Annotated in this window: 25 protein-coding genes; 21 read left to right on the top strand and 4 right to left on the bottom strand. The window is 70.8% G+C overall.

Going from position 1 to position 24,461, the window contains the following annotated elements:
* Positions 1-747, top strand: a 747-nt coding sequence (locus ABZ342_RS37215; RefSeq protein WP_360483356.1) for an ALF repeat-containing protein, incomplete at its 5' end; no start/stop codon positions are given.
* A 43-nt stretch (positions 748-790) separates the two neighbouring features.
* A complete protein-coding gene (locus ABZ342_RS37210) occupies positions 791-2,911 on the top strand; it encodes a DNA polymerase III subunit gamma and tau (protein ID WP_360483353.1) in 2,121 nt (706 codons plus the stop codon).
* A gap of 22 nt (positions 2,912-2,933) precedes the next feature.
* Here ABZ342_RS37210 and ABZ342_RS37205 read toward each other — a convergent pair whose 3' ends face one another.
* On the bottom strand, positions 2,934-3,797 hold the full coding sequence (locus tag ABZ342_RS37205; RefSeq protein ID WP_360483350.1) for an N-acetylmuramoyl-L-alanine amidase: 864 nt from the start codon (positions 3,795-3,797) through the stop codon (positions 2,934-2,936).
* Positions 3,798-3,876: 79 nt separating this feature from the next.
* Here ABZ342_RS37205 and ABZ342_RS37200 point away from each other — a divergent pair, with 79 nt between their 5' ends.
* From ABZ342_RS37200 to ABZ342_RS37190, 3 genes are read left to right on the top strand one after another with little or no spacing between them, the layout of a single operon-like run.
* Positions 3,877-4,236 carry a YbaB/EbfC family nucleoid-associated protein gene (locus ABZ342_RS37200; protein ID WP_155549341.1) on the top strand — a complete coding sequence of 120 codons (360 nt, stop codon included), beginning with the start codon at positions 3,877-3,879 and terminating at the stop codon, positions 4,234-4,236.
* 5 nt (positions 4,237-4,241) lie between these two features.
* Positions 4,242-4,838, top strand: a complete 597-nt coding sequence (recR, locus tag ABZ342_RS37195; RefSeq protein WP_103343528.1) for a recombination mediator RecR — start codon at positions 4,242-4,244, stop codon at positions 4,836-4,838.
* A gap of 31 nt (positions 4,839-4,869) precedes the next feature.
* Entirely contained in the window at positions 4,870-5,343 is a 474-nt protein-coding gene (locus ABZ342_RS37190; protein ID WP_360483347.1) for a hypothetical protein, read from the top strand.
* On the opposite strand, the gene ABZ342_RS37185 is transcribed toward ABZ342_RS37190, so the two are convergent.
* Together ABZ342_RS37185 and ABZ342_RS37180 are read right to left on the bottom strand one after the other, a co-directional pair.
* Complete coding sequence (locus ABZ342_RS37185; protein WP_360483344.1) at positions 5,300-5,857, bottom strand: glucosaminidase domain-containing protein; 558 nt, start codon at positions 5,855-5,857, stop codon at positions 5,300-5,302. The genes ABZ342_RS37190 and ABZ342_RS37185 overlap by 44 nt on opposite strands.
* 59 nt (positions 5,858-5,916) lie before the next feature.
* Positions 5,917-7,014, bottom strand: a complete 1,098-nt coding sequence (locus tag ABZ342_RS37180; protein WP_155547886.1) for a UDP-N-acetylglucosamine 2-epimerase — start codon at positions 7,012-7,014, stop codon at positions 5,917-5,919.
* 84 nt (positions 7,015-7,098) lie between these two features.
* Here ABZ342_RS37180 and ABZ342_RS37175 point away from each other — a divergent pair, with 84 nt between their 5' ends.
* From ABZ342_RS37175 to ABZ342_RS37105, 15 genes are all read left to right on the top strand, one after another.
* Positions 7,099-8,121 carry a glycosyltransferase family A protein gene (locus ABZ342_RS37175; protein ID WP_155547885.1) on the top strand — a complete coding sequence of 341 codons (1,023 nt, stop codon included), beginning with the start codon at positions 7,099-7,101 and terminating at the stop codon, positions 8,119-8,121.
* A gap of 8 nt (positions 8,122-8,129) precedes the next feature.
* Positions 8,130-9,434: a hypothetical protein gene (locus ABZ342_RS37170; protein ID WP_360483339.1), complete on the top strand. Its 1,305-nt coding sequence runs from the start codon at positions 8,130-8,132 to the stop codon at positions 9,432-9,434.
* A 64-nt stretch (positions 9,435-9,498) separates the two neighbouring features.
* Positions 9,499-11,478 (top strand): DUF6541 family protein, encoded by a 1,980-nt coding sequence (locus ABZ342_RS37165; protein WP_360483336.1) that lies wholly within the window; start codon positions 9,499-9,501, stop codon positions 11,476-11,478.
* A gap of 17 nt (positions 11,479-11,495) precedes the next feature.
* Positions 11,496-12,239 (top strand): glycosyltransferase family 2 protein, encoded by a 744-nt coding sequence (locus ABZ342_RS37160; RefSeq protein ID WP_360483333.1) that lies wholly within the window; start codon positions 11,496-11,498, stop codon positions 12,237-12,239.
* A 12-nt stretch (positions 12,240-12,251) separates the two neighbouring features.
* A complete protein-coding gene (locus ABZ342_RS37155) occupies positions 12,252-12,686 on the top strand; it encodes a DUF2304 domain-containing protein (RefSeq protein WP_360483329.1) in 435 nt (144 codons plus the stop codon).
* A 37-nt stretch (positions 12,687-12,723) separates the two neighbouring features.
* Positions 12,724-13,251 carry a uridine kinase gene (locus ABZ342_RS37150; RefSeq protein ID WP_360483362.1) on the top strand — a complete coding sequence of 176 codons (528 nt, stop codon included), beginning with the start codon at positions 12,724-12,726 and terminating at the stop codon, positions 13,249-13,251.
* 304 nt (positions 13,252-13,555) lie between these two features.
* Positions 13,556-15,226: an ABC transporter substrate-binding protein gene (locus ABZ342_RS37145; RefSeq protein ID WP_230863014.1), complete on the top strand. Its 1,671-nt coding sequence runs from the start codon at positions 13,556-13,558 to the stop codon at positions 15,224-15,226.
* An 88-nt stretch (positions 15,227-15,314) separates the two neighbouring features.
* Positions 15,315-16,316, top strand: coding sequence for an ABC transporter permease (locus tag ABZ342_RS37140; protein ID WP_155547880.1), 1,002 nt, complete (start codon positions 15,315-15,317; stop codon positions 16,314-16,316).
* Entirely contained in the window at positions 16,313-17,236 is a 924-nt protein-coding gene (locus ABZ342_RS37135; RefSeq protein WP_360483325.1) for an ABC transporter permease, read from the top strand. Before ABZ342_RS37140 ends, ABZ342_RS37135 begins: the two co-directional genes overlap by 4 nt.
* A 99-nt stretch (positions 17,237-17,335) precedes the next feature.
* A complete protein-coding gene (locus ABZ342_RS37130) occupies positions 17,336-18,331 on the top strand; it encodes an ABC transporter ATP-binding protein (RefSeq protein ID WP_360483322.1) in 996 nt (331 codons plus the stop codon).
* Complete coding sequence (locus tag ABZ342_RS37125) at positions 18,328-19,440, top strand: oligopeptide/dipeptide ABC transporter ATP-binding protein (protein WP_360483319.1); 1,113 nt, start codon at positions 18,328-18,330, stop codon at positions 19,438-19,440. The genes ABZ342_RS37130 and ABZ342_RS37125 overlap by 4 nt, the downstream gene beginning before the upstream one ends.
* A gap of 112 nt (positions 19,441-19,552) precedes the next feature.
* On the top strand, positions 19,553-19,912 hold the full coding sequence (locus tag ABZ342_RS37120) for a YciI family protein (protein ID WP_360483316.1): 360 nt from the start codon (positions 19,553-19,555) through the stop codon (positions 19,910-19,912).
* A complete protein-coding gene (locus tag ABZ342_RS37115) occupies positions 19,909-21,087 on the top strand; it encodes a DUF6596 domain-containing protein (protein WP_360483313.1) in 1,179 nt (392 codons plus the stop codon). The genes ABZ342_RS37120 and ABZ342_RS37115 overlap by 4 nt, the downstream gene beginning before the upstream one ends.
* 79 nt (positions 21,088-21,166) lie before the next feature.
* A complete protein-coding gene (locus ABZ342_RS37110) occupies positions 21,167-21,808 on the top strand; it encodes an SDR family oxidoreductase (protein ID WP_155547874.1) in 642 nt (213 codons plus the stop codon).
* 109 nt (positions 21,809-21,917) lie between these two features.
* The gene (locus tag ABZ342_RS37105; RefSeq protein ID WP_155547873.1) at positions 21,918-22,562 is read left to right on the top strand and encodes a DedA family protein; all 645 of its coding nucleotides are present in this window, start codon (positions 21,918-21,920) and stop codon (positions 22,560-22,562) included.
* Here the strand turns inward: ABZ342_RS37105 and ABZ342_RS37100 are convergent.
* Complete coding sequence (locus ABZ342_RS37100) at positions 22,559-23,455, bottom strand: EamA family transporter (RefSeq protein ID WP_360483310.1); 897 nt, start codon at positions 23,453-23,455, stop codon at positions 22,559-22,561. The two genes, ABZ342_RS37105 and ABZ342_RS37100, sit on opposite strands and share 4 nt — an antisense overlap.
* Before the next feature lie 276 nt (positions 23,456-23,731).
* Between ABZ342_RS37100 and ABZ342_RS37095 the strand changes: the two genes are divergently transcribed.
* Positions 23,732-24,442 (top strand): EamA family transporter, encoded by a 711-nt coding sequence (locus ABZ342_RS37095; RefSeq protein WP_360483307.1) that lies wholly within the window; start codon positions 23,732-23,734, stop codon positions 24,440-24,442.
* Positions 24,443-24,461: the final 19 nt, after the last annotated feature.

Raw genomic sequence — 24,461 nt, 5'->3', positions numbered from 1 at the left:
GCCGGCGCGGCCGCCGACGCCGCGCAGCAGGCCCGTGACGCCGCCGCCCGCGCGGCGCAGGCCAAGGCCGACAACGACAAGCTGCTCACCGACGCGGCCGACCCGGCGCTGACCGTGCCGAACGGCCGTCGCGCGTCGGTCTACCTGCTGCGCACCGGCGGTGCCGCGGTCAAGAACGCCGCCCGGACCGCGCTGAGCGGCTCGGACGACGACGTCGTCACCTTCGTGCGCAGCGGTCTGATCGCCGCGCAGGAGACCGATGACCGCGCCGCCGTCGCGGCGATCGCGGCCGACCCCGCGGCCCGGGCCGGCCTGCGCCAGGCCGCTCGTGACGCGCTCGCCGGGCCGTACGCCGGTGTCGCCGCCCTGCTGCGCACCGGGGATTACCCGGGCCGTGACACCGACGACCGCGTCGAGGTCAACCAGATCATGGCGGCCGGTGGCCCGGCGACGAAGTCGGCGGCCCAGCAGGCGCTCGACGGCACGGTCGCCGACGTCCGGGCGTTCCTGGCCACCGGCCGGTTCGTCGCGCGGACGCACGACCTGCGGATCAAGGTGGCGCAGTCACTGTCGGAAGGCCCGGAGGTCAACGCGGTCGCGCAGGGCGTCCTGGACGGCCCGGAGTCGTTCCTGCAGCCGTACCTCGACAACGACCTGGGCAAGGCACGGGCGCGTGACGCCTTCACCGCCGCGCACGTCGCCAAGGTGAACGCGATGGTCGCCGAGGTGAACGCCCTGAGGTCCTGACCGCACGGCGAAGGTTGTCGGACCCTGACGGTATTGTCGCGGCGTGGCTCTCGCGCTGTACCGCAAGTACCGTCCGGCAACCTTCGCCGAGGTCGTCGGGCAGGAGCATGTGACCGAACCCCTCCGGACGGCGTTGTCCGCCGGGCGGATCAACCACGCCTACCTCTTCTCCGGCCCCCGCGGCTGCGGCAAGACGTCCAGCGCGCGCATCATGGCGCGCTCGCTGAACTGCGTGAAGGGGCCGACGCCGGACCCGTGCGGCGAGTGCAACTCGTGCAAGGCGCTCGCCCCCGAGGGGTCGGGCAGCGTGGACGTCACGGAGCTCGACGCGGCCAGCCACGGTGGCGTCGACGACGCCCGCGAGCTGCGTGACAAGGCGTTCTACGCGCCGGCGGAGTCGCGGTACCGCGTGTTCATCATCGACGAGGCGCACATGGTCACCACGCAGGGCTTCAACGCCCTGCTGAAGATCGTGGAAGAGCCGCCCGAGCACGTCATCTTCATCTTCGCGACCACCGAGCCGGACAAGGTGCTGACCACTATCCGCTCGCGGACGCACCACTACCCGTTCCGGCTGATCCCGCCGGGCGCGATGCGCACGCTGCTGGAGAGCAACGTCGCGGCCGAGGGCGTCGAGGTCGAGCCCGCGGTGTACCCGCTGGTCATCCGGGCGGGCGGCGGTTCGGCGCGGGACACGCAGTCGGTGCTCGACCAGCTGCTCGCCGGCGCGGGCCCGGACGGCGTTTCGTACTCGCGCGCGGTCGCGCTGCTGGGCGTCACGGACGTCGCGCTGATCGACGACATGGTGGACGCGCTTTCGACCGAGGACGCCGCGACGGTGTTCGGCACGGTCGAGAAGGTCACCGAGGCCGGGCACGACCCGCGCCGGTTCGCGACGGACCTGCTCGACCGGCTGCGCGACCTGGTGCTGCTGCGCGCGGTGCCGTCTTCCGCCGGTGGACTGGTGTCCGCGCCGGAGGAAGAGCTTTCGCGGATGGTCGCGCAGGCGGAGCGGATCGGACTGGCGACGCTCTCGCGGTACGCCGACATCGTCCACAATGGACTTCTGGAGATGCGCGGGGCGACCTCGCCCCGGCTGGTGCTCGAGCTGCTGTGCGCGCGGATGCTGCTGCCGTCGGTGACGGAGGCGGAGAACGCGCTGCTGGCCCGCCTGGAGCGGCTCGAACGCCGCGCGACGCTGGCGGGCGGAGGTGGCGCGCCCGCCGAGGGCGGCGTGGAGCCGCCGGTGCGGGCAGCGTCGGAGCGGTTCTCACGTCCTTCGCAGCGTCCGGCTTCGGCGGATCCGGCGCCGGTCGCGCCCGAGCCGGCTCCGGCGCCCGAGCCGGTTTCGCGGCCCGCCCCCACGCCCGAGCCCGCTCCGGTGGCGAAGCCCGCCGAGCCTGCTCCGACGGCCAAGTCCGCGGAGAGCGGCTGGGGGACGCCGCGAACTCCTGGTGGCGGCACTCCCGCTCCGGCGGCCGCTCCGGCCGCTCCGGCCGCTACGCCCGCTCCGCCGCCCGAACCCGCTCCGGCGGCGTCACCGGCCGCCGCGTCCGGAGGCCTGGACGCCGCCGCGATCCGGAACGTCTGGCCGCAGCTCATGACCGCGCTGCGCAAGTTCACCGGCGGCCGGAGCCTCGAGGCGATGCTCACCCAGGCGACGGTCGCGACCGTCGAGGGGAACTCCCTCACCCTCACCCACAAGTCCGAGCCGCTGGCCCGTCGCCTGTCCGACCAGGACAACGCCCGCAAGATCGCCGGCGCGCTGGCGGACGTCGTCGGTGGCGACTGGCAGGTCCGCTGCGTCCACGGCAACGCTCCGGCCGCGCCCGCCGCGCGCACGCAGCAGGCCGCGCCCGCGGCGGAGCGGTCGTTCACCCGGCAGTCGGCGGCCCCGGCCGCCGCCGCACCCGCGCAGGCGCCCGTCGCGGCGCCCGCCCGGCCCGCGCCGGCGCCCGCCGCCGCACCGGTCCGGCCCCGCGTCGCCACGTCCGAGCCGGACATCCCGCTGCCCCCGGAACCCTCCGACGAGGACGACGAGGACCTCTACAACGAGGACGCCAGCCCGGCCCCGCCGCCGCCCCCACCGCCGCCGGACCAGGATCCGGACGAGCTGGCCCGCAAGCTGATCTCGGACCACCTCGGCGCCCGCCCCCTGGACTGACGCCGACCCTCCGGGCACGGTGTCAGGAAGCCAGGTAGGCCTCGATCCCCGCCGCGATGGCGGACGCGTACTGCTGGCGTCCTTCCGCGCTGGTCATCCGGGCCGCCTCCGCCGCGTTGCGCATGTTGCCGCACTCGACGAGCACCGCGGGCCGCGTCGACAGGTTCAACCCGCCGAGGTCCGTGCGCGCCGAAAGGCCGTTGCCGCCGATGTAGTTCGACGTGCTGAACCCGCCCGAGCGCAGCGTGTCCCGGACGACCTGCGCCAGCCGCGTCGACGGCTCGCCCTGCGCCGCGTTCAACGGCGGTGACGAGTACGCGACGTGGAAGCCGTTCGCGCCGGCCGCGGTCGAGCCGTCGGCGTGGATGGAGACGACGGCGTCGGCGTTCGCTTCGTTGCCGATCGCGGCCCGGCGGTCGACGCAGGGGCCGACGCCGGTGTCGTCCGGTCGCGTGTAGACGACGCGGATTCCCTTGGCCGCCAAGGCTTGCCCGACCCGCTGGGCGACGTCCCAGGTGAACGCGTGCTCGGGGTAGCCGGCGTTCGTCGCGGTGCCGGTCGTGTTGCACGGCTTCCGCTGCCCGCGCCCCGAGGGCACCTGCCGGTTGATCTCCGCCGGGTGGGCCGCGTTCCCGCCGTTGTGCCCGGGGTCGAGCACGACGACCTTCCCGGCCGCGACCGGCGGCACGGCGGCCGGCGGCGGCGGCACCGACGGCGAGGGCGACGCGGGCGGCGTCACGGTCGTCGGCGTGGGCGTGACGGTCCGGGTCGTCAGGGGAGCGGGCGCCGGCGCGGCCGGAGCCGCGGGGGTGTCTTCGGAGCAGCCGGTGAGCAGCAGGGCACCGGCCAGCAGGAGAGGGGCAATCGCGCGTCGCACGGCGACCACGGTGCCACAGCCCGGCACCCGGCGTGGCGCGACTACCCTGGCGGAGGACACAGGCGTGCAGAGAGGACCGAGTGCGATCATGGTGCAACCCGGCGGCGGCTTCGACATTTCCCAGCTGATGCAGCAGGCCCAGCAGATGCAGCAGAAGCTCGTCGAGGCCCAGGAGGAGCTCGCCAACACCGAGGTCACCGGCACGGCCGGTGGCGGGCTGGTCACCGCGACCGTCTCCGGTGACAGCCAGCTCAAGAGCCTGCAGATCGACCCGAAGGTCGTCGACCCGGACGACGTCGAGACGCTGTCCGACCTGATCGTGGCGGCGGTCCGCGACGCGTCGGCGAGCGCCCAGAAGCTCACCGAGCAGAAGCTCGGCCCGCTGGCCGGCGGTCTCGGCGGCGGTGGCGGCATGCCGGACCTCGGCGCCCTCGGCTTCGGCGGCTGACGAACTTGTACGAAGGTGTCGTCCAGGACCTGATCGACGAGCTCGGGCGCCTGCCCGGGGTCGGGCCGAAGAGCGCCCAGCGGATCGCGTTCCACCTGCTGGCCGCGGACCCGGCGGACATCTCGCGGCTGCAGGACGTCCTCGGCAAGGTCAAGGAGGGCGTGCAGTTCTGCGAGGTGTGCGGCAACGTCTCCGAGCAGCAGAAGTGCCGCATCTGCCGCGACGAGCGCCGCGACCTCACGGTCATCTGCGTGGTCGAGGAGCCGAAGGACGTCCTGGCGGTCGAACGCACGCGCGAGTTCAAGGGCCGCTACCACGTCCTGGGCGGCGCGCTCGACCCGCTGTCGGGCATCGGCCCGGAGCAGCTGCGGATGCGCGAGCTGCTCAAGCGCATCGGCGAGGCGGACATCAGCGAGATCATCATCGCGACGGACCCCAACACGGAGGGCGAAGCGACGGCGACGTACCTGGTGCGGATGCTGCGGGACTTCCCGGGGTTGAGCGTGACGAGGCTGGCGTCGGGCCTGCCGATGGGCGGTGACCTGGAGTTCGCGGACGAGCTGACCCTGGGCCGCGCGCTCTCGGGCCGCCGTGTCCTTTGACGGGCGTCCGGTTCCGCCGATCCGGACGCTCGTGCTCATCGGGCGGGGGCGGAAGGGGCGGTACGTCGACATCGCCGACTGCGCCGAGCTGCCCGGATCCGCGAAGTCCGGCCTCGTGGAAGGTTCGATCGAGCTGCCGTTCGGAAAGCCCGCCGTCATCGGCCGCACCACGCTCGACACCGAGGTGGTCATGATGTGGTCGCAGATCGCCGGTCTCGTGGCCGGCTACCGCGAGACGGGCAAGGCCACGACCGACCTGCCCGACCAGCCGGGCGAGCTCCGGCTGGAGGCGATCCCCGGCGGTCTGGCGCGGCTCACGCTGGCGTACAGCGAAGACACGAGCCTGAGCCACGTCACCGGCGAGGAGGACCTGCTCGCGGCCCTCGCTGTGGGCGGCGTCGGGTTCTTCGAGAAGCTGGCGGAGCTGACCGGCCGCTTCCACGACCGGGAAATCGACCAGCTCACCGGTCGAAGCGTCTCAGGTCGTAGAGGTCCATCAGCCTGATCACCTTGTTCGCGTACTCCGGGTCGGTGGCGTACTTGCGCGCCACCGCCCGGACGAACGCGTCCGGGTCGTCACGCACCGGCAACGCCGCCGCGTAGTTCGAGGACGTCGTCAAAAGCCGCCCGTAATCGCGGAACGAGTCGAAAACCGACGCGTACGAACGGAAAAACGCATCCACCGGATGACACGGCGACGGAATGCACTCCGTCGTCGGGTATCGCGCGCACCGCAACGCGATGGGTCCCGGGCTCGTCGGCGTCACGCACTTGAAGCCGAAGTGGTTCAGCTCGGCCGTCGACAGCTTGCTGCGGCCCCAGTTCGACTCCAGGATCGCCTGCGCCACCGTGACCGACGCCGGGATGTCGTACGCCGCGTGGATCGCCTGGGCGATCGGGCCCGCCGAACCGACGTACGCCTCTTGGAAGCCCGACGAAAGCGCGGCGTCCCGCACCGACGCCTGGTCGACGGGAGGCGGGATCACCACCAGCAAAGCCGCCAGTCCGATGTGGATCATGGCGGCCAAGCTGCCCGATCGCCGCGGCGGCGGCGACCGGGATCACTCCAACGAGACCGTCAGCAGTAGCCGAGCTGGGCCAGCGTGTCCACGATGATCTCGGACGGGTGGTACTTGTCCATCCAGGACTCGCCCCGCCGGTTCTGGTACGTGTCGAGGAAGTTCTGCAGCTTGTCGCCGCGCATCTCCGTCAGCACGACCGTCTCGCCGAGGTGCTGCGGCGTCTCCGTGCGCTCGCGGTGCACCGCGCACGGCAGGCCGAGGTAGTAGCACTCGGCCGAAAGACCACCCGAGTCGGTGACGACGTACTCGGCGCGCGCCACCAGCGGGAGGAACTTCAGGTAGCGCATCTTCGGCTGGACGATGAACTGGTCGTCGAAGATGTTGCCGATGCCCAGCGCGCGGATCTTCTCGCGCTCCGGCGCGCCGGCCATGTACAGGATCGGCATCTTGCGGCTCTGCTCGCGCAGGATCTCGAGCGCCTCGCGGTACTTGTCCGGGCGCGAGACCAGCTCGAAGCGGTGCAGCGTGGCGAGACCGAACTTCTCCGGCAGGTTCGGCACGTCCAGCGGCTGGTTGATGGCCAGGCGCATCGCGTCGATCGCCGTGTTGGCCTCGGTGTCGACGACCACGCCGCGCGCGTGCCGCAGGTTGTTGACCTCACGCGCGCTCGGCGCGAAGTGCATGTCGACGATCTTCGCCGCGATCTTGCGGTTCAGCTCCTCCGGCAGCGGCGACAGGATGCTGCCCGACCGCGCGCCCGCCTCGACGTGCCCGACGCGGGACTTGAGGATGCGCTTCCCGATCAGCGAGCCGTACGGCGTGGTGAACGTGTCGCCGTGCACCAGCACCAGCGGGGGACGGCCGTCCTCGTTCAGCGCGGCGCGCAGCTCGTGGCGGCGGCTCCAGGCGGTGCGCATGACCTGCGCGGCCCAGCCCGGCACCTGCGCCGGCGACTCGAGGTTGTGCGCCTTCTCCTCCGGCACCAGCCAGACGTCCGGCGCGGGCATGTCCAGGTCCGCGAGGACGTCCGCGACCTCGTCGACGTGCTGCGCGGTGAACCAGATCTTCGGCCGCATCCCGCGATCGCGGATGCCGTGGTAGACCGGCGCGATCTTGATCAGTTCCGCGGTGGTGCCGAGAATGAAGGAAATCACCAGAGGAGCCCATTTCCGGTCGGGTGCGGTGGCGTAAGGATACTGGCCGACCCGTCGCGGGGGCCGCCGGGTAGCCTCGGCCCGGTGAGTGCGAACCCGCTCCTCCCCTCGCTCAGCGTCGTGATCCCGGTCTACAACGAGCAGGACTGGATCGAACGCAGTGTCGGCGCGCTGCTCGCCTCCGCGACGGAGGCCAGCTGGCCGATCGAGGTCGTCGTCGTCGACGACGGCAGCACGGACGCCACCCCCGCGCGGCTCGACGACCTGCGCGAACGCCACGGCATCACCGTGCTCAGCCAGGCCAACTCCGGCCGCTTCGAAGCTCGGCGGGCGGGCATCGCCAAGGCTTCCGGGAACCAGATCCTGCTGCTGGACAGCCGCGTGGTGGTGGACACCGGCGCGCTGACCTTCCTGCGCGACCAGCTGGTCGACCACCCCGAGCGGACGGTCTGGAACGGCCACGTCAACGTCGCCTCCGAGGACAACCCGTACGCCGGTTTCATGGCCGGGCTGGTGAAGATCCCCTGGCGCCGGTATTGCGCGGATCCGCGCCTGATGTCCTTCGGCATCGAAGAGTTCGACCTGTTCCCGAAGGGCACCGGATTCTTTTCCGCGCCGCGCGCGGTTCTCGAGTCGGCTTCGGACGCTTTCGTTTCGCTGTTCGACGACGTCCGCTTCGCCAGTGACGACACCGGCGTCCTGCGCTGGATCGCCGAACGCCACCGCATCTTCCTGGCCCCGGAGTTCTCCGCGACCTACCACGGGCGCGACAGCTTCAAGAAGTTCGCCGCGCAGGCGTACTTCCGCGGGACTACCTTCGTGGACTCCTACCTCGGCTCGCCGGGCCCGGCCCGCAACGGCCTGTTCGCCGCGTTCGGCGTCGGCCTGCTCGGCCTCGGCGTCGCGGCCAAGCGCCCGAAGACGGCCGTGCTGCTCGCGGCCGCCGGGTCCGCCGCGGCCGGTGCGGCCGTGACGCGCTTCGGCGCGACGAACGCGGAGGCCAAGGCCGTCGCGAAGCTGGCCCCGGTGTTCGGCGCCGGCTTCGGTGCCGGTGCCGTGCGTGGTCTCGTCATGGCGCTGCGTGCCCGCCGGCGGCGGGGACGATGAGCTCGCCGGTGACCCACGAGTCCGACGAGGCGGACGGGCGCAGCCTGGCGAAGGAAACCGGGCGCTCGGCCGGGAAGATCGGCATCTCGCTGCTCGTCGCGATCGCGCTCGGCTACGTACTGACGCTGGTCGCCACCCGCTGGCTCGGGCCGGAGAACAGCAAGGTCTACCTCTCCTTCTGGGGCATCCTGATGGGCCTCGGCAGCGCGCTGTCGCCGCTGGAGCAGGAGCTGTCCCGCCAGTCCGCGGTGGCCGCGCTCGACGGCGGCAAGGCGGGCAAGCCCGCGCTGCGCGCCCTGACCGTCGGTGCGGTGACCGTGGCCGTCGTCTCCGCGCTGACCCTGGTCGTGCCGGTGCTGTCGGACCGGCTCTACGCCGGGCACACCGCCCTCGGCGTCGTCGTGCTCTGCGGGGCGATCTCGTTCGCGTGCCAGTTCGCCGCCCGCGGCCTGCTCGTCGGCCAGCAGCGGATCAAGCCGTACTCGGGGCTGGTGGTCGCCGAGGCGGCCGTCCGCGTGCTCGTCCTGCTCGGGATCGCCGCCGCCGGCCTCACCGGCCTGACGTCGTTCGCGATCGCGGCCGCGACCGGCTCGTTCGCCTGGCTGCTGTTCGTCCGCCCGGTCGCCGGCCTGGTCGACCCGCACGCCGACGGCGACGGCTGGGGGCCGGTGACCGCCCGGATCCTCGTGCTGATGGCCGGCGCGGGCCTGACCGCCAGCGTCATCACCGGCTACCCGGCGATGGTCAGCCTGCTCGCCCCGGGCGGGTCCGACGCCGACGTCGGCGTCCTCTTCGCGACGCTCACCGTGTCCCGGGTGCCGCTCCTGCTGCTCTCCCCGCTGCAGGCGCTCGCGGTGCCGACGGTCGTCCGGCTTTCGGGCACCGAGGAGGGCACGCACCGGCTGCGGCGGCTGCTCGCGCTCGGTGCGCTCGGCACGGTCGTCCTCGGCGTCGTCGGCGCCCTGGTCGGCTGGCTCATCGGGCCGTGGCTGGTTTCGCTGCTCTACGGCGCGAAGTTCGTCGCCCAGGGCTGGTGGGTGGCGTGGATGGTGTGGGGTGCGGTGCTGCTCACGGCGTTGCAGCTGATGACGGCCGTGCTCGTGGCCCGCAAGGAGGCGAGCAAGGTGCTCGTCACCTGGGCCGTGGTCGCGGTCGCCACCGCGGCGACGTTGCTGCTCGTGCCGGGCGACCCGATCCTCAAGGCGGTCGCCGGGCTGGCCGGGGGCCCCACGCTGGGCCTGCTGGTCGTGTTGATGTTCGTTCTGCGGCGTCCGGGCAACGTGCGGCCCGCTCCGGACGTCCCAGTAGGGTGACCCCGGCCGGACCCGGGGACAGGATCGGCGGGGAACCGCCGGTGAGGTTGGACAGCGGAAAACCATGAACGTACTTCTGGTCGTGCTCGCCTTCTGGCTGCCGGGCCTCGCCTTCGGGGCCGCGATCCGGCTGCGCGGCTGGCTGCTCGCCGCGGCCGCGCCGATCCTGACGTTCGGCATCGTCAGCCTGGGCGTGCCGGTGCTCGGCGGGCTCGGTATCCGCTGGTCGATGCTCGACGTCGCCCTGTGGACGCTCGTCCTCTCGGCCGTCGGCTTCGGGCTTTCGTTCCTCGTCCTGCGCTTCACCGCGCGCCGCCACCCGGACTGGGCCGAGCAGGACGCCGCCGTGGCGGCCCCCGCCCGGTCCCTGCGCGACCACCTGCTGATCGGCGCCGGTGTCCTGGCCGGCAGCCTCGTCGGCATCGTCACGTTCCTGCGCGGCGCCCGCGGCCTGAACCAGGTCCAGCAGGGCTGGGACGCGCCGTTCCACGCCAACCTGGTGCGCTGGATCGCCGAGCACGGCGACGCCCGGCCGTCGACGGTCGGCACGATCGCGAACCTGCCGGACCAGACGAACTACTTCTACCCGGACACCTACCACGCCCTGCTCGCGCTGGTCTTCGACAAGGCCGGCCTGGCGATGATGCCGACGCTGAACATGGGCGCGCTCACGGTGATCCTGTGCGTGCCGATCGGCGTCGCGGCGATGTGCCACGTATGGCGGATGCCGCCGCTCGCGGTCGCCGCGGCCGCGGCGGTGTCGGCGTCGTTCACCAACTTCCCGTACGACTCGCTGTGGCGCGGCCCGCTCTGGCCGTACGTCGCCGGCGTCGCGCTGATCCCGGCCATGCTCGCGCTCGCCCGGCTGCTGCTGGAGCCGCGCGGGCTCGCCGGCCCGGTCGCGATCGGGATCGGCGTCGCCGGGCTGATCGGCCTGCACACCAGCGTCGCGTTCGTCGTCGTCGTGTACTTCCTGCTGATCCTGCTCGCCGTGCTCTTCCGGTTCGAGCGGATCGACTGGCGCCGGTCCGGGGCCTCGCTCGGGGCCACGATCGCGCTCGCCGTCCTCTGCGGGCTGCCGCTCGCGTTGCCCTCGCTGTACAACGCGGGTGGCGTGACGGGCGCGTCCTGGGCGTCGCAGGCCACCGTCACCGGCGGGCTCGGCGAAACGATCACGTTCTCGCCGATGGCGGCGTTCCCGCAGTGGTGGATCGGCGTGCCGGCCCTCATCGGCATCTTCCTGCTGGTGAAACACCGCCGGATGCTGTGGATGGTCGCCGCCTACGTCGTGTTCGGCGGGCTGTTCGCGGCCACCGTGTCGCTGGAGACGCCGCTCATCCACACGCTCACCGGCATCTTCTACAACGACCACTGGCGGATCGGCGCGCTGGTCCCGCTGGCCGGGGCGGTCGCGTTCGGGGAGTTCACCGACACCGCGGCCCGCTGGTTCGGGCGGAAGGCGGCCACCCGGCTGCCGAACGTCTCGCCGGCGACGCTCACCACGGTCGGCGTCGTGCTGCTCGTCGTGGTGATCGGCGGCCTGAGCCGCGGCGGGTACATCGGCCGCAACGCCGCCCGCCTGCAGATCAACTACAGCGGTGGCCCGACGGTCAGCGAAGACGAGCGCAAGGCCTTCGACTGGCTCGGCGCGCACGTCGCGCCCGGCGAGCACGTGATGAACGGCAAGGCCGACGGTTCGGTCTGGATGTACGCGCTCGACGGCGTCAAGCCGGTCGAATGGACCTTCTACGGCGCCGAGCCGGACACCCCGGCCGGCTACCTCGGCATCTACCTCGACGACATCGACCGGTTCCCCCACGTGCGGGAACTGCTGACCGACCTCAAGGTGCGGTACGTCTTCGTCGGCAAGGGCAAGGTCACGTCGGAGACGAACAACGGGCCCGGCCTGAGCCACCTCGACACGACCCCGGGCTTCAAGGTCGTGTTCCAGAACCCCGGCGCCTCCGTCTACGAGATCGAGGGCCAGCAGGGCGTTGTCGCCGCTGGTGCCGCTCCAGGGTCCGCAGTCGGTAACGGGCAGTGAAAGGCTAGAGTGATCGCGTGTCCAGCACCTCCGTGACCAGCCGCCGCGTGCTCATCGTGATGCCCGCGCTGAACGAGTCCGCGAGCGTCGCTTCGGTCATCGACCAGGTGAAACGTGCTTTGCCGACCGGCGATCTGCTGGTCGTCGACGACGGCTCGGTCGACGACACTGCCAAGCTCGCGCGCGCGGCCGGGGCCGAGGTCGCCCGCCTCGCGGTGAACCTGGGTGTCGGCGGCGCGATGCGCACCGGGTTCCGCTACGCCGCCGCCCGCGGGTACGACGTCGTCGTGCAGGTGGACGCGGACGGCCAGCACGACCCGGACGAGCTCGACGCGCTGCTGCGCGGCCTGGAGGACGCCGACATCGTGATCGGCTCCCGGTTCGCCGGCAAGGGCTCGTACAAGGCGAGCGGGCCGCGCAAGTACGCGATGGTCGCACTGTCGCTCGTGTTCTCGCGGCTCGCGAAGACCAAGCTCACCGACGTCACGTCGGGCTTCAAGGCGATGGGGCCGCGCGCGATCAAGCTGTTCGCCGGCTACTACCCGGCGGAGTACCTCGGCGACACCGTGGAGTCCCTGGTCATGGCCATCCGGGCCAAGCTGACCATCCGGGAGATCCCGGTCGTCATGCGGGAACGCGCGGGCGGCACGCCCAGCCACTCGCCGCTCAAGTCGGCCGTCTACCTGAGCCGGGCCGGGCTCGCACTGCTGCTGGCGTTGGTGCGTCGCCGCCCGGCGGTCGACTCCTCCGACTCGGCGTAAGGGGAAGCAGAAATGCAGGGTTGGCGCATTCTCAGCATCATCGTCGCCTGCGTCGTGCTGTTCGTCGTCCTCGAGATGATGCGGCGGCGGAAGCTCCGGGAGAAGTACGCGGGCGTGTGGCTCGTCGTCTCGATCGGCGTGGTCGTCCTCGCGGTGCTGCCGCAGGCGGCCGACTTCCTCGCCAAGCACACCGGCGTGCAGACGCCGTCGAACTTCGTCTTCCTCCTCGCCGGCGTCGTGCTGGCCCTGGTGTCGCTGCACCTGTCCACCGAGGTCGGGCACCTGGAGGAAGAGGTGCGCACATCGGTCGAGGAGACCGCGTTGCTGCGCTGCGAGCTCGAGGACGCCAAGCGCGAGCTGGCGGGCCGGATCGCCGAGCTGGAGGCGCGGACCACCGCGCCGGACAACGTCAAAGGGCTTCCCGAGGTCGAGCGCGTCAGCAAGTGAAGAGCTGATCGACGCCCTGCTCGCCGCTCCCGCCCGGCTGGGGGCGGTGCGCGTGCTGGCCGTCGACGGCCCGTCGGGCGCCGGGAAGTCCACTCTGGCCGGTCGAATCGTCGCCGGGCTGCGTGCGCGCGGGTGCCGGACCGAGCTGGTGAGCACCGACGCCTTCGCGACGTGGGACGACCCGGTTTCGTGGTGGCCGCGGCTGCTCGACGGCGTCTTGAAGCCCCTCGCGAACGGCGTCGAAGGCGCTTACCGGCGGATGGACTGGGCGGGCGGGGCACCCCGCCCGGGGGAGCCCGTCCGGGTGCCCGTGCCGGACGTCCTGGTGCTCGAGGGCGTCTCGTGCGGCCGCACTTCGGTAAGACCCCTGCTTTCGCACCTCTGCTGGCTCTCCGGCGGCTCCGCGGCCGAACGGCTGGCCCGGACGGTCGCGCGCGACGGCGTGGCCGCACGGGCCGAACTGGCCCGCTGGCAACGGTTCGAGTGCGGCTGGTTCGCCGTCGACGGCACCGCCGAGGCCGCCGGGACCCGACTTTCGTCGGAACGAAGCGGTCACCCTGCGTGAGTGGACCACTCCGGATCGATCAAGGCAAGTCGGTCGGGTCACCACGACCGGTCTAACGTTGGTACCGCCATCTGAGTTAGTGATCCGGCACCGGGCGCAGTGGTCGGCTCCAAATGGTCACAGTCTGTCGTGATTTACGGACACATTGCGGTCAAATCGGCGCGCACGTAGCGCGATCGTAACCTCACGTACTTAAGCCCAGGCCGACTTCCCGCTAGTGTCGGCGGGCACACCGACCGTCCGTCGAGTTCCTGACCGACCGGACGGTGACTTTGAAACCCGAACATCTCCCAAGGGGTGCCAGATGCAGCAATTGCGGCTGACCCGAACACGCCGCGTGGCCCTGATCGGGCTCGCCGGCGCGCTCGCGGTTTCGCTGTCCGCCTGTGCGGAATCCAAGCGTGACGAGGGCGCCGGGGGTGGTACCGGAGGCACGATGATCTTCGGTGCGGCCGGTAACCCGAAGATGTTCGACCCCGCGTTCAACGACGAGGGCGAGACCTTCCGGATCACGCGGCAGATCTACGACACGCTGATCCAGAACAAGCCGGGCACCGCCGACCTCGAGCCGTCTCTCGCCGAGAAGTGGGAGCAGAGCAACGAGGGCAAGACCTGGACGTTCACCCTGAAGTCCGGCGTGAAGTTCTCCGACGGCACCCCGATGGACGCCACGGCGGTCTGCTACAACTTCGACCGCTGGTACAACATGAAGGGCGCCGCCGCCCAGAGCCAGATGATCTACTACGGCGACGTCTTCGAGGGCTTCGCCAAGAACGAAGGCGACGCGAGCGGCGACCCGGTCTACAAGAGCTGCGAGGCGAAGGACCCGACGACCGCGGTCCTCAACCTGAACAAGGCCAAGGGCGCGTTCCCGTCGGCGTTCACGCTGCCGTCGTTCTCCATCGAGAGCCCGGCCGCGCTCAAGGCGCACAACGCGGACCAGGTCACCCAGAGCGGCGACTCGTTCACCTACAGCGAGTACGCGAACAAGTTCCCGACCGGTACCGGTCCGTTCAAGTTCGAGAGCTGGGACCAGGCCAAGGGTGAGATCACCCTGGTGCGCAACGACACCAGCCCGTCGCCCGCGAAGCTCGACAAGCTGATCTTCAAGGTGATCCCGGACGAGAACGCCCGCAAGCAGGCGCTCAAGGCCGGCGACATCAACGGCTACGACTACCCGAGCCCGGCGGACTACGGCCTGCTGCGCAACGACGGCGAGCAGGTCCTCATCCGCCCGTCGTTCAACGTGCTGTACCTGGGCATCAACCAGGCCAACAACCCGAAGCTCAAGGACGTGCGCGTCCGGCAGGCGCTGGCGTACGGCATCAACCGCGAGCAGTTCGTGAAGTCGAAGCTGGCCGAGGGGTCCGAGGTCGCGACCGAGTTCGTCCCGAAGGTCATCTCGGGCTACACCGACGACGTGACGAAGTACCCGTACGACCAGAACAAGGCGAAGGACCTCCTGAAGCAGGCCGGTGCCGAGAACCTCACGCTGAAGTTCTACTACCCGACCGAGGTCAGCCGTCCGTACATGCCGAACCCGGCGGACACCTTCACCGCGATCTCCGAGGACCTCAAGAAGATCGGCGTCACGATCGAGGCCCACGCCGAGCCGTGGAACGGTGGCTACAAGGACGACGTGCAGAAGGCCGGCAAGCAGGACCTCCACCTGCTCGGCTGGACCGGTGACTACAACGACGCCGGCAACTTCGTCGGCACGTTCTTCGGCCGTGAGAAGAAGGAGTTCGGGTTCAACAACCCCGAGCTGTTCGCGGCCCTGAGCGCGGCGGACGCTTCGCCCGCCGGTGACGCCCACGCCAAGGCGTACCAGGAAGTCAACAAGAAGATCATGGACTTCCTCCCGGCGGTCCCGATCGCGTACCCGACCCCGGCGATCGTGGTCGGCCCGAAGGTCAAGGGTCTGGTGGCGAGCCCGCTCACCGACGAGCGTTTCAACACCGTGACCGTGAGCTGACTGAAGGATTTCAGCCAAAGGCAGGGGGTGGGTGCTACCGCACCCACCCCCTGCGCCTGATTCCCGGGCTGGCAACAAAGGACTGCAAGTGCTCCGTTTTCTCGTGCGTCGGCTGCTACAAGCGATCCCGACGCTCTTCATCCTGTCCATCTTGGTCTTCGCTTGGCTCCGGTCCCTGCCCGGCGGTCCCGCCGCCGCTCTGCTGGGGGACAAGGCGACGCCGGAGAAGATCGCCAACCTCAACCACGTGCTCGGCCTCGATCAGCCGATCTTCGTGCAGTACTTCGGATTCCTCGGCCGGGCGCTCACCGGCGACTTCGGCAACTCCCTGGTGTCGACCCAGCCCGTGATGGGCGAGATCGTCACCTTCCTGCCGGCGACCATCGAGCTCGGTCTCTCCGCGATGATCATCGCGGTCGTCATCGGCATCCCGGCCGGCTACCTGTCCGCGCGGTACCGCGGTGGGCCGGTCGACAACGTGGTCATCGTGCTCAGCCTGATCGGCGTCGCGGTGCCGGTCTTCTTCCTGGGCTACATGATGCAGGACATCCTGGCCGCACCGCTGGGCCTGCCGTCCCAGGGCAGGCAGGCCGCGGGCCTCGACGCCACGGCGATCACGAACTTCGCCATCCTCGACGGCATCATGACGAGCGAGTGGGACGCCGTCTGGGACGCGATCAAGCACCTGATCCTGCCCGCGTTCGCGCTCGCCACCATCCCGCTCGCGGTGATCACCCGGATCACCCGCGCGTCGGTGCTGGACGTCCTCAACGAGGACTTCATCCGCACGGCCAACTCCAAGGGCCTGACCCAGCAGGTGGTGCGCACCCGGCACGTCCTGCGCAACGGCCTGCTGCCGGTGGTCACGACCATCGGCCTGCAGACCGGCGCGCTGCTCGGCGGCGCCGTGCTGACCGAGCGGGTGTTCAACTTCCGCGGCCTCGGCTTCCTGCTGGCCGAAGGGATCGAACGGCGTGACTACCCCCGGCTGCAGGCGCTCCTGCTGTTCGGGGCCGTGGTCTACGTCCTGGTGAACATGCTGGTCGACATCTCGTACGGGATCATCGACCCGAGGGTGCGTGTGCGATGAACACTCTGCTGAACAAGAAGAAGGAACCGATCGACAAGCTCGCCGCGGCGAGCGGGCGCAGCCTCGGCGGGGAAGCGCTCCGCCGGATGCTGCGCAGCCCGGTCGCGATCACCGGTGGCGTCATCACCGGCCTGTTCCTGATCGTCGCGATCTTCGCGTCGGTGCTGGAGCCGAAGGACCCCGACGTCCAGTACCTCGGCGACCAGGTCCGGCCGAACTTCATCCCCGGCGCGCAGTCCGGGTTCCCGCTCGGCGTGGACGACTTCGGCCGCGACTTCCTGTCGCGGCTGATCGCCGGCGCCCAGCAGACGCTGATCGTCGGTGTGCTCGCCACGATCGTCGGCGTGCTCATCGGCGTGATCATCGGTGGCCTGGCGGGTGCCTTCGGCGGCTGGGTCGACACCATCCTCATGCGACTGGTCGACGTCATGCTGGCGTTCCCGTCGCTGCTGCTGGCCATTTCGATCGCGGCGCTGTTCGCGAAGCCGAGCCAGTGGACGGTCATCCTGGCCGTGTCGATGATCGGCGTGCCGATCTTCGCCCGGCTGCTGCGCGGTTCCATGCTGTCCCAGCGGGACGCCGACCACGTGCTGGCCGCGAGGTCGCTCGGCGTCAAGCGCTGGCCGATCGTGTTCCGGCACATGCTGCCGAACTCGCTCGGCCCGGTCATCGTGCAGGCGACGCTGACCCTGGCGACGTCGATCCTGGAGGCCGCCGCGCTGTCGTTCCTCGGTCTGGGCGACCCGGACCCGTCGCGGGCGGAGTGGGGGCTGATGCTGGGCAAGGCCTCGCACCAGTTCCTCGACGTCCGTCCCGAGCTCGCGTACTACCCGGCGATCGCGATCATCATCGTGGCGCTCGGGTTCACGCTGGTCGGCGAGTCCCTCCGTGAAGCCCTCGACCCGAAGAACAGGCGGTGAACCACCGTGGCACTCCTTGAAGTCCGTGATCTGTCCGTTCGGAAGGTCGCCGCAGGTGGCCCTCGCCCTCGACCCGAAGAACAGGCGGTGCTGTAACACATGGCACTCCTCGAAGTCCGTGATCTCACGGTCAACTTCGTCCGCCGGGGCGAGCGCCCCTTCACCGCGGTGGACGGCGTCAGCTTCGATGTCGAACCCGGCCAGACCGTCGGCCTCGTCGGCGAGTCCGGCTGCGGCAAGTCCGTGACGTCGCTGGCGATCATGCGGCTGCTGGCCCGGCGCGGCAACAAGGTCAGCGGTTCGGTGCGCTTCGAAGGCACCGACCTGCTCAAGCTGTCCGACAAGGACATGCGCGACCGCCGCGGCCGCGACCTCGGCATGGTGTTCCAGGACCCGCTGTCCTCGCTGAACCCGGTCATCCCGATCGGGCTGCAGATCACCGAGGTGCTGGAACGCCACCGCGGGATGTCGCGCAAGGCGGCGTCCGTCGAAGCGACGGACCTGCTGGACAAGGTCGGCATCCCGGACCCGTCGCGCCGGCTTTCCGAGTACCCGCACCAGCTTTCCGGCGGGATGCGGCAGCGCGCGCTGATCGCGATCGCGCTGGCGTGCCGGCCGCGGCTGCTCATCGCCGACGAGCCGACCACCGCGCTGGACGTCACCATCCAGGCGCAGATCCTGGCGCTGCTGCGGGAACTGGTGCAGGACACCGGCACCGCGCTGATCATGATCACGCACGACCTCGGCGTGGTCGCCGGGCTGTGCGACGAGGTCAACGTGCTCTACGGCGGCAAGATCGTCGAGCGGGCGCAGCGGCACCAGCTGTTCGCCGAGCCGCGGCACCCGTACACGCACGGCCTGCTGGCCTCGATCCCGCGGCTCGACGCGGGCCGGGGCGAGAAGCTGATCCCCATCCGGGGTTCGGTGGCCGACAACATCCCGTGGAACGGCGGCTGCGCGTTCGCGCCCCGCTGCCCCAACGCGCTGCCGGTCTGCCGCGAAGTCTCGCCGCAGCTGGTGCCCGACCGCAACGGGCTGCTGCGCTGTCACAACCCCGTGCGACCGGCGGTCGTGGCGGGAGGAGGAGCCCGATGACCCGTCCTGCTGGTGACGTGCTGCTCGAGGTCACCGACCTCAAGGTGCACTTCCCGATCAAGAGCGGCGTCGTGTTCGACCGGACCGTCGGGCACGTCTACGCGGTCGACGGCGTCGACCTGGCCATCCGCCGCGGGGAGACCTACGGCCTGGTGGGCGAGTCCGGGTGCGGCAAGTCCACGCTGGGCCGGGCGATCCTGCGGCTGAACGAGCCGACCGCCGGCCAGGTCGTCTTCGACGGCACGGACGTCGCGAAGCTCAAGGGCGAGGACCTGCGGAAGGCCCGGCGCCGGATGCAGATGATCTTCCAGGACCCGCTGTCCAGTTTGGACCCGCGCCAGTCGGTCGAGTCCATCCTGCTCGAGGGCATGCACGCCCACGGACTCGACAAGGACAAGGACGCCACCCAGCGGCGGCTGCGCCAGCTGCTGTCGGCGGTCGGCCTCCCCGAGACGTCGCTGCGGAAGTACCCGCACGAGTTCTCGGGCGGGCAGCGCCAGCGCATCGGCATCGCGCGGGCGCTGGCCGTGGAGCCGGACCTGATCGTTGCCGACGAGCCGGTGTCCGCGCTGGACGTCTCGGTGCAGGCCCAGGTGGTCAACCTGCTGGAGGACCTGCAGGACCAGCTCGGCCTGACGTACGTGGTGATCGCGCACGACCTCGCGGTGGTGCGGCACATCTCCGACCGCATCGGCGTGATGTACCTGGGCGCGCTGGTCGAGGAGACCGACGCGGACTCGCTGTACCGCGAACCGCTGCACCCGTACACGCGGGCGCTGCTGTCGGCGATCCCGGTGCCGGACCCGCAGGTCGAGGACACCCGTGAGCAGATCCTGCTCGCGGGCGACCTGCCCTCGCCGGCGAACCCGCCGTCGGGCTGCCGCTTCCACACGCGCTGCCCGTGGAAGCAGGCGAGCCTGTGCGACACGGACCGCCCGCAGCTGCGCGAGATCGGCGGCGGTCACCGGGTGGCTTGCCACTACGCCGAGGACATCCGCGACGGGCGCATCCAGCCGCACGAGGTGAAGCCGGAGCTGGTCGAGCTCACCGGGGCGCTGAACCCCGACCTCGGCCCGCCGGACATCGGCACGTCCGCCGAGATCCTCTGAGGTTCTCTTCCGAACGGCCGGCCGGGATTCGTCCCGGCCGGCCGTTCGTCGTTTCGCTTCTGCGCCTCTCCGTCATGCCATCCTGGATTTCGACATCGGCCGGGAGGCGTTCGTGAAGTACGTGGTCCTGATCTACGGCAACCCCGAGTCGCGCGCGGCCTGGGAGGGCATGAGCGACGAGCAGCAGGCCGCCGGGCTCGCCCACTACCAGCAGCTCAACGACGACCTCGACGCGTCCGGCGAGCGCGTCGTCTCCGAACGGCTCGCCTTCCCGGAGCTGTCCACGCGGGTCAGCGTGGGCGAGCGCGGCACGACGACGACCGACGGCCCGTTCGCCGAGGCCAAGGAGTTCCTCGCCGGCTTCTACCTGCTCGACTGCGACAGCCGCGAACGCGCCGTCGAGATCGCCGCGCGGATCCCCGAAGCCGCGTTCGGCGTGGTCGAAGTGCGGCCGGTGATGGAGCTGCGGTGAACCCCGAGCTGCTGCGTTCGCTCGCCCCGCAGGTCCTGGCGGCGCTGGTCCGCCGGTACGGCGACTTCGAGGCCTGCGAGGACGCCGTTCAGGAGGCGCTGCTGGCGGCGTCGCAGCAGTGGCCGTCGTCCGGGATCCCGGACCACCCGAAGGGCTGGCTGATCACGACGGCGTCCCGGCGGCGCATCGAGCAGTGGCGCAGCGAGACCGCCCGGCAACGGCGCGAGGAGAGCGTGGCGCTGGCCGAGCCGCCCGGCCCCGCGCCGGTCGGGGTCGACGACACGCTGACGTTGCTGCTGCTCTGCTGCCACCCGTCGCTGACCCAGCCGTCCCAGGTGGCGTTGACGCTGCGTGCGGTCGGCGGCCTGACGACGGCGGAGATCGCCCGCGCGTTCCTCGTGCCGGAGGCCACGATCGGCCAGCGGATCAGCCGCGCCAAGCAGAAACTCCGCGGCGAGCGCCTCACCCGGGACGGCGGTCCGGAGCGCCTGGCGGCGGTGCTGCAGGTGCTGTACCTGATCTACACGGAGGGCCACACGGCCAGTTCGGGCGACGAGCTGAACCGCGTCGAGCTGACGACGGAGGCGATCCGCCTGGTCCGTCAGCTGAGCGCGGAGGTGCCGCACGACGGCGAGGTGACGGGTCTCCTGGCGTTGATGCTCCTGACGGAAGCCCGCCGCCCGGCCCGCGTCGACGGTGCGGGTGCCCTGGTCCCGCTGGCCGAGCAGGACCGGAGCCGGTGGAACCCGCGGCTCGTCGAAGAGGGTGTTTCGCTGATCACGGGCGCGTTGGCGACGGCACCGGTGGGGCCGTACCAGCTCCAGGCGGCGATCGCGGCGGTCCACGACGAGGCGGCGTCGGCGGCGGAGACGGACTGGGCGCAGATCCTCACGCTGTACGACCTGCTGCGCGTGGTGGCGCCGGGGCCGATGGTGACGTTGAACCGGGTGGTGGCGTTCGCGCAGGTCCACGGGCCATCGGCCGGGTTGGCGGAGCTGGCGGACGCCGAGTTGACGGAACACCACCGGGTCGACGCCGTGCGGGCGCACCTGCTGGAGCTGGCGGGTGACGCGGCCGGGGCGCGGGAGGCTTACCTGGCCGCTGCCCAGCGGACCTTGAGCCTGCCCGAGCAGGAGTACCTGCGATCGCGGGCCGCCGGGCTGACCGGCAGCTGACAGTTGTCCACATGGGGGTGAACCCTGTGGACAACTCTGGTGTCCAGCGAACCCGCCCCACCTGCGGGAGGATCACCGCATGCAGGTCACCGTGCTGGGCGCGACGGGACGAACCGGGATCCACGTCGTCCGCCTGCTCGCGGCCCGAGGTCACCAGGTCCGCGCCGGCCTGAGAAGCCGCAGACGGGCCGACGTCCTCCGCGACGAGCCCGCCCGACCCGTCGTAGCCGACGTCACCGCCGATCGTGACGACCTCGTCGAGGCCCTCAAGGACTCCGACGTCGTCATCAACACCATCGGGGCCCCCGATCCGGAACCCGAATCGGTGAACCTAGTCGACCGGGACGGGGCCATCGCCGCCATCCGGGCCGCCGAAGTCGCCGGGGTTTCGCGGTTCATCCAGCTCTCCGCCCAGTTCGCCGACTCCCCGGACCAGGGCGACCGCCTGGTCCGGTCGATCCTGCTCGCCAAGCAGGTCTCCGACAGCGTCCTGCAGAAGTCCGCGCTGACCTGGACCATCGTCCGGCCCGGGACGCTGACCGACGGCCCCGCCACCGGCCGCGTCAAGGTGGCGGGCCACCTCGAACCCGGGCGGATCACCCGGCGGGACGTCGCCGCCGTGCTCGTCGGGGTGCTCGGGGAGCCGCTCACCGAAAACCGCGGCTTCGACGTCGTTTCCGGGGATTTCCCGGTGGCCCCCGCCCTCGCCACGCTCGAGTGAACCCCGACTTGAGTCGTACCCCCCGCAATACCTGAGTAGGCCGCCCCGAGCGCCCCACCCCCGGTACCCTGCGGAAAGCAGATTCGGCGAACAGCAGGGGGTACGACCGGTGCACATCGACCAATGGCTGGAGGCGATCCCGCCGCTTTCGGTGTACCTGATCGTCGGCGCGGTGATCATGATCGAAAGCCTCGGCATTCCGCTGCCGGGCGAGATCGTGCTGGTCAGCGCCGCTTTGCTGGCTTCGCAGCACAGCAACCTGAGTCCGCTGTGGATCGGCATCCTGGCCAGCGCCGGCGCCATCATCGGCGACAGCATCGGGTACCTGATCGGAAAGACCGGTGGTCAACGGCTGTTCGCCTGGGCCGGCCGGAAATTCCCGAAGCATTTCGGCCCGACGCACCTCGCCAACGCCGAACGGATCTTCGACAAACGCGGCGTGTGGGCCGTCTTCCTGGGCCGCTTCATCGCGTTCCTGCGCATCCTCGCCGGCCCGCTCGCCGGGTCGCTCAAGATGCACTACCCGAAGTTCCTGATGGCGAACGCGGCCGGCGGCATCGTGTGGGCCGGCGGCACCACGGCCCTCGTCTACTACCTCGGCGTCGTCGCCGAAAAGTGGCTCGGCAACTTCTCCAAGTACGGCCTGGTCGCCGCCATCGTGATCGGCGTCGTCGTCTTCTTCGTGATGAAGAAGCGGCTCGGCAAGAAGCACGACGAAGAAGAGAAGCAGGAAGTCAGCGAGCCGACCGCCTAGACCGCGACGAGCTCGGGTTCGCGCTTGCGCGTGAACCGCAGCGAGCCGAGCAGCACCCCGGCGATCACGACGGCGGCCGCGCCGATCTCCAGGCCGGTCGGCCGCTCGCCGAGGAAGACGAACGACGCCGTCAGGCCGACCACCGGCACGAGCAGCGAAAACGGCGAAACCACGCCCGCCGGGTTGCGCCGCATCAGCGTCGTCCACAGGCCGGACCCGACGACCGTGCCGATCAGCACGACGTAGGCCAGCCCGCCCAGCGCGGTCAGCCCGGTCGGCGTCCCGAGCGTCGTCAGCGAGCGCCACTGCGCGGCCGGGCCCTCCATGACCAGCGAAAGCGCGAACATCGGCAGCGGCGGCACCACTGACATCCACAGCGTGAAGTGCAACGGGTTGTCCGGCTCGGCCTTGCGCGTGCTGAGGTTGCCGAACGCCCAGCTCAGCGCGGCCAGCAGCGTCAGGACCATCGGCAGCAGGGCCGCGTGCCCGGACTGCTGCCACGCGATCGCGACCATCCCGGCGACGGCCAGCGCGATGCCGGCCAGCTGGTGCGGCGTGACGCGTTCACGCAGGAAGACGGCGCCGAGCAGCACCGTGAACGGCGCCGACGCCTGCAGCACCAGCGACGCGAGCCCGGTCGGCATCCCGGTGTCCATCGCGATGAACAGGAACGCGAACTGCCCGGTGCCGAAGCCGAGGCCGTAGCCGAGCAGGTGCCGCACCTTCACCTTCGGCCACGGCACGAACAGGATCGTCGGCACGGCGATGACGGCGAACCGCAGCGCGCCCGCGAACACCGGCGGGAACTGGCCGAGCGTGGCGTGGATGGCGAGGAAGTTGAGGCCCCAGAGCACGGCGACGAGCACGGCGAGCAGGCGGTCACGGGTGGGCATACCTCCACTCTCGCAAGGCGGACAGTGAAGGACCAGCGAGATTATCTGCACGAACCTTGTAGCTGAGCTTCACGAAAACGACCGCTGACCTGGGCCGATCGGTGGACGTCACCTCTCGGGCCTTGCTCCCCCCGCCCGGACGCTATTGCCCGCGATGTCCGATTCCGGACACGATGAGCCTCCGCCGACGACTGGGGAGTTTCCGATGCTGCGAGGCGTACTGCCACTGACCGGGGTTCGCGGCGCTGACTGCGCCGTGACGTCGTGATGATCAACGTGACGACCCCCGCGACCTGGCTGTCGATGCTCTTCGCGCTGCGCTACCTCGAACCCGCGGTGGTGAACGTCGTGGGCATCGCGCTCGGCCCGGTGCTGACCCTCGCGTTCAACCCGTTGCTGCGCAAGGGAACCGCGATCCTGCGCGCGGAGGCGTGGGTGGCGGTCGGGATCGGCGTGCTGATCGGGCTGCTCGTCTGGGGGTCGTTCACCGGCCACAGTGGACTCGACCGGACGCCTGGCGAGACGCTCGTCGGGGTGGCGCTCGTGCTCGTCACCGGGGTCGGCTCGGTGACGAACGTGATCTACTCGAAGCGGCTGAGTGACGCCGAGCTGCCGCCGCGGCGGGTGCTCGCCGTGCGGTTCTTCCTCATCCTGGCAATGACCTGGGCGCTCGTCGCGGTCGACGACGCGCCGGGCTTCGGGCCGGCGTTCGGGCCGTCCGCGCTGATCGCCCTGCTCGGGGTCGCGCTGCCGCTCTACCTGCTGCAGGTGGGGATCCGGCGGACCGAGCCGATCACCGCGTCGATCCTGCTGACGTTGTCGCCGCTGTTCGCGTACGTGCTGCAGCTGGCCGACAACCGCCTGACGCCGTCGGTGCTCACGCTCGGCTGCGTCGCCGGGATCGTCGCGCTCGTCAGCGCCGGGACGGTCGCGCGGCTGCGCCACGACCGTGAAGCGAAGGCCGCCGAAAGCGTGGCCACTGTGTAGCCGCGCTTCAACTACGCTG

Source organism: Amycolatopsis sp. NPDC005961, assembly GCF_040629235.1.
Lineage (GTDB): Bacteria > Actinomycetota > Actinomycetes > Mycobacteriales > Pseudonocardiaceae > Amycolatopsis > Amycolatopsis camponoti.
This window is presented reverse-complemented; position numbering and strand designations above follow the sequence as displayed.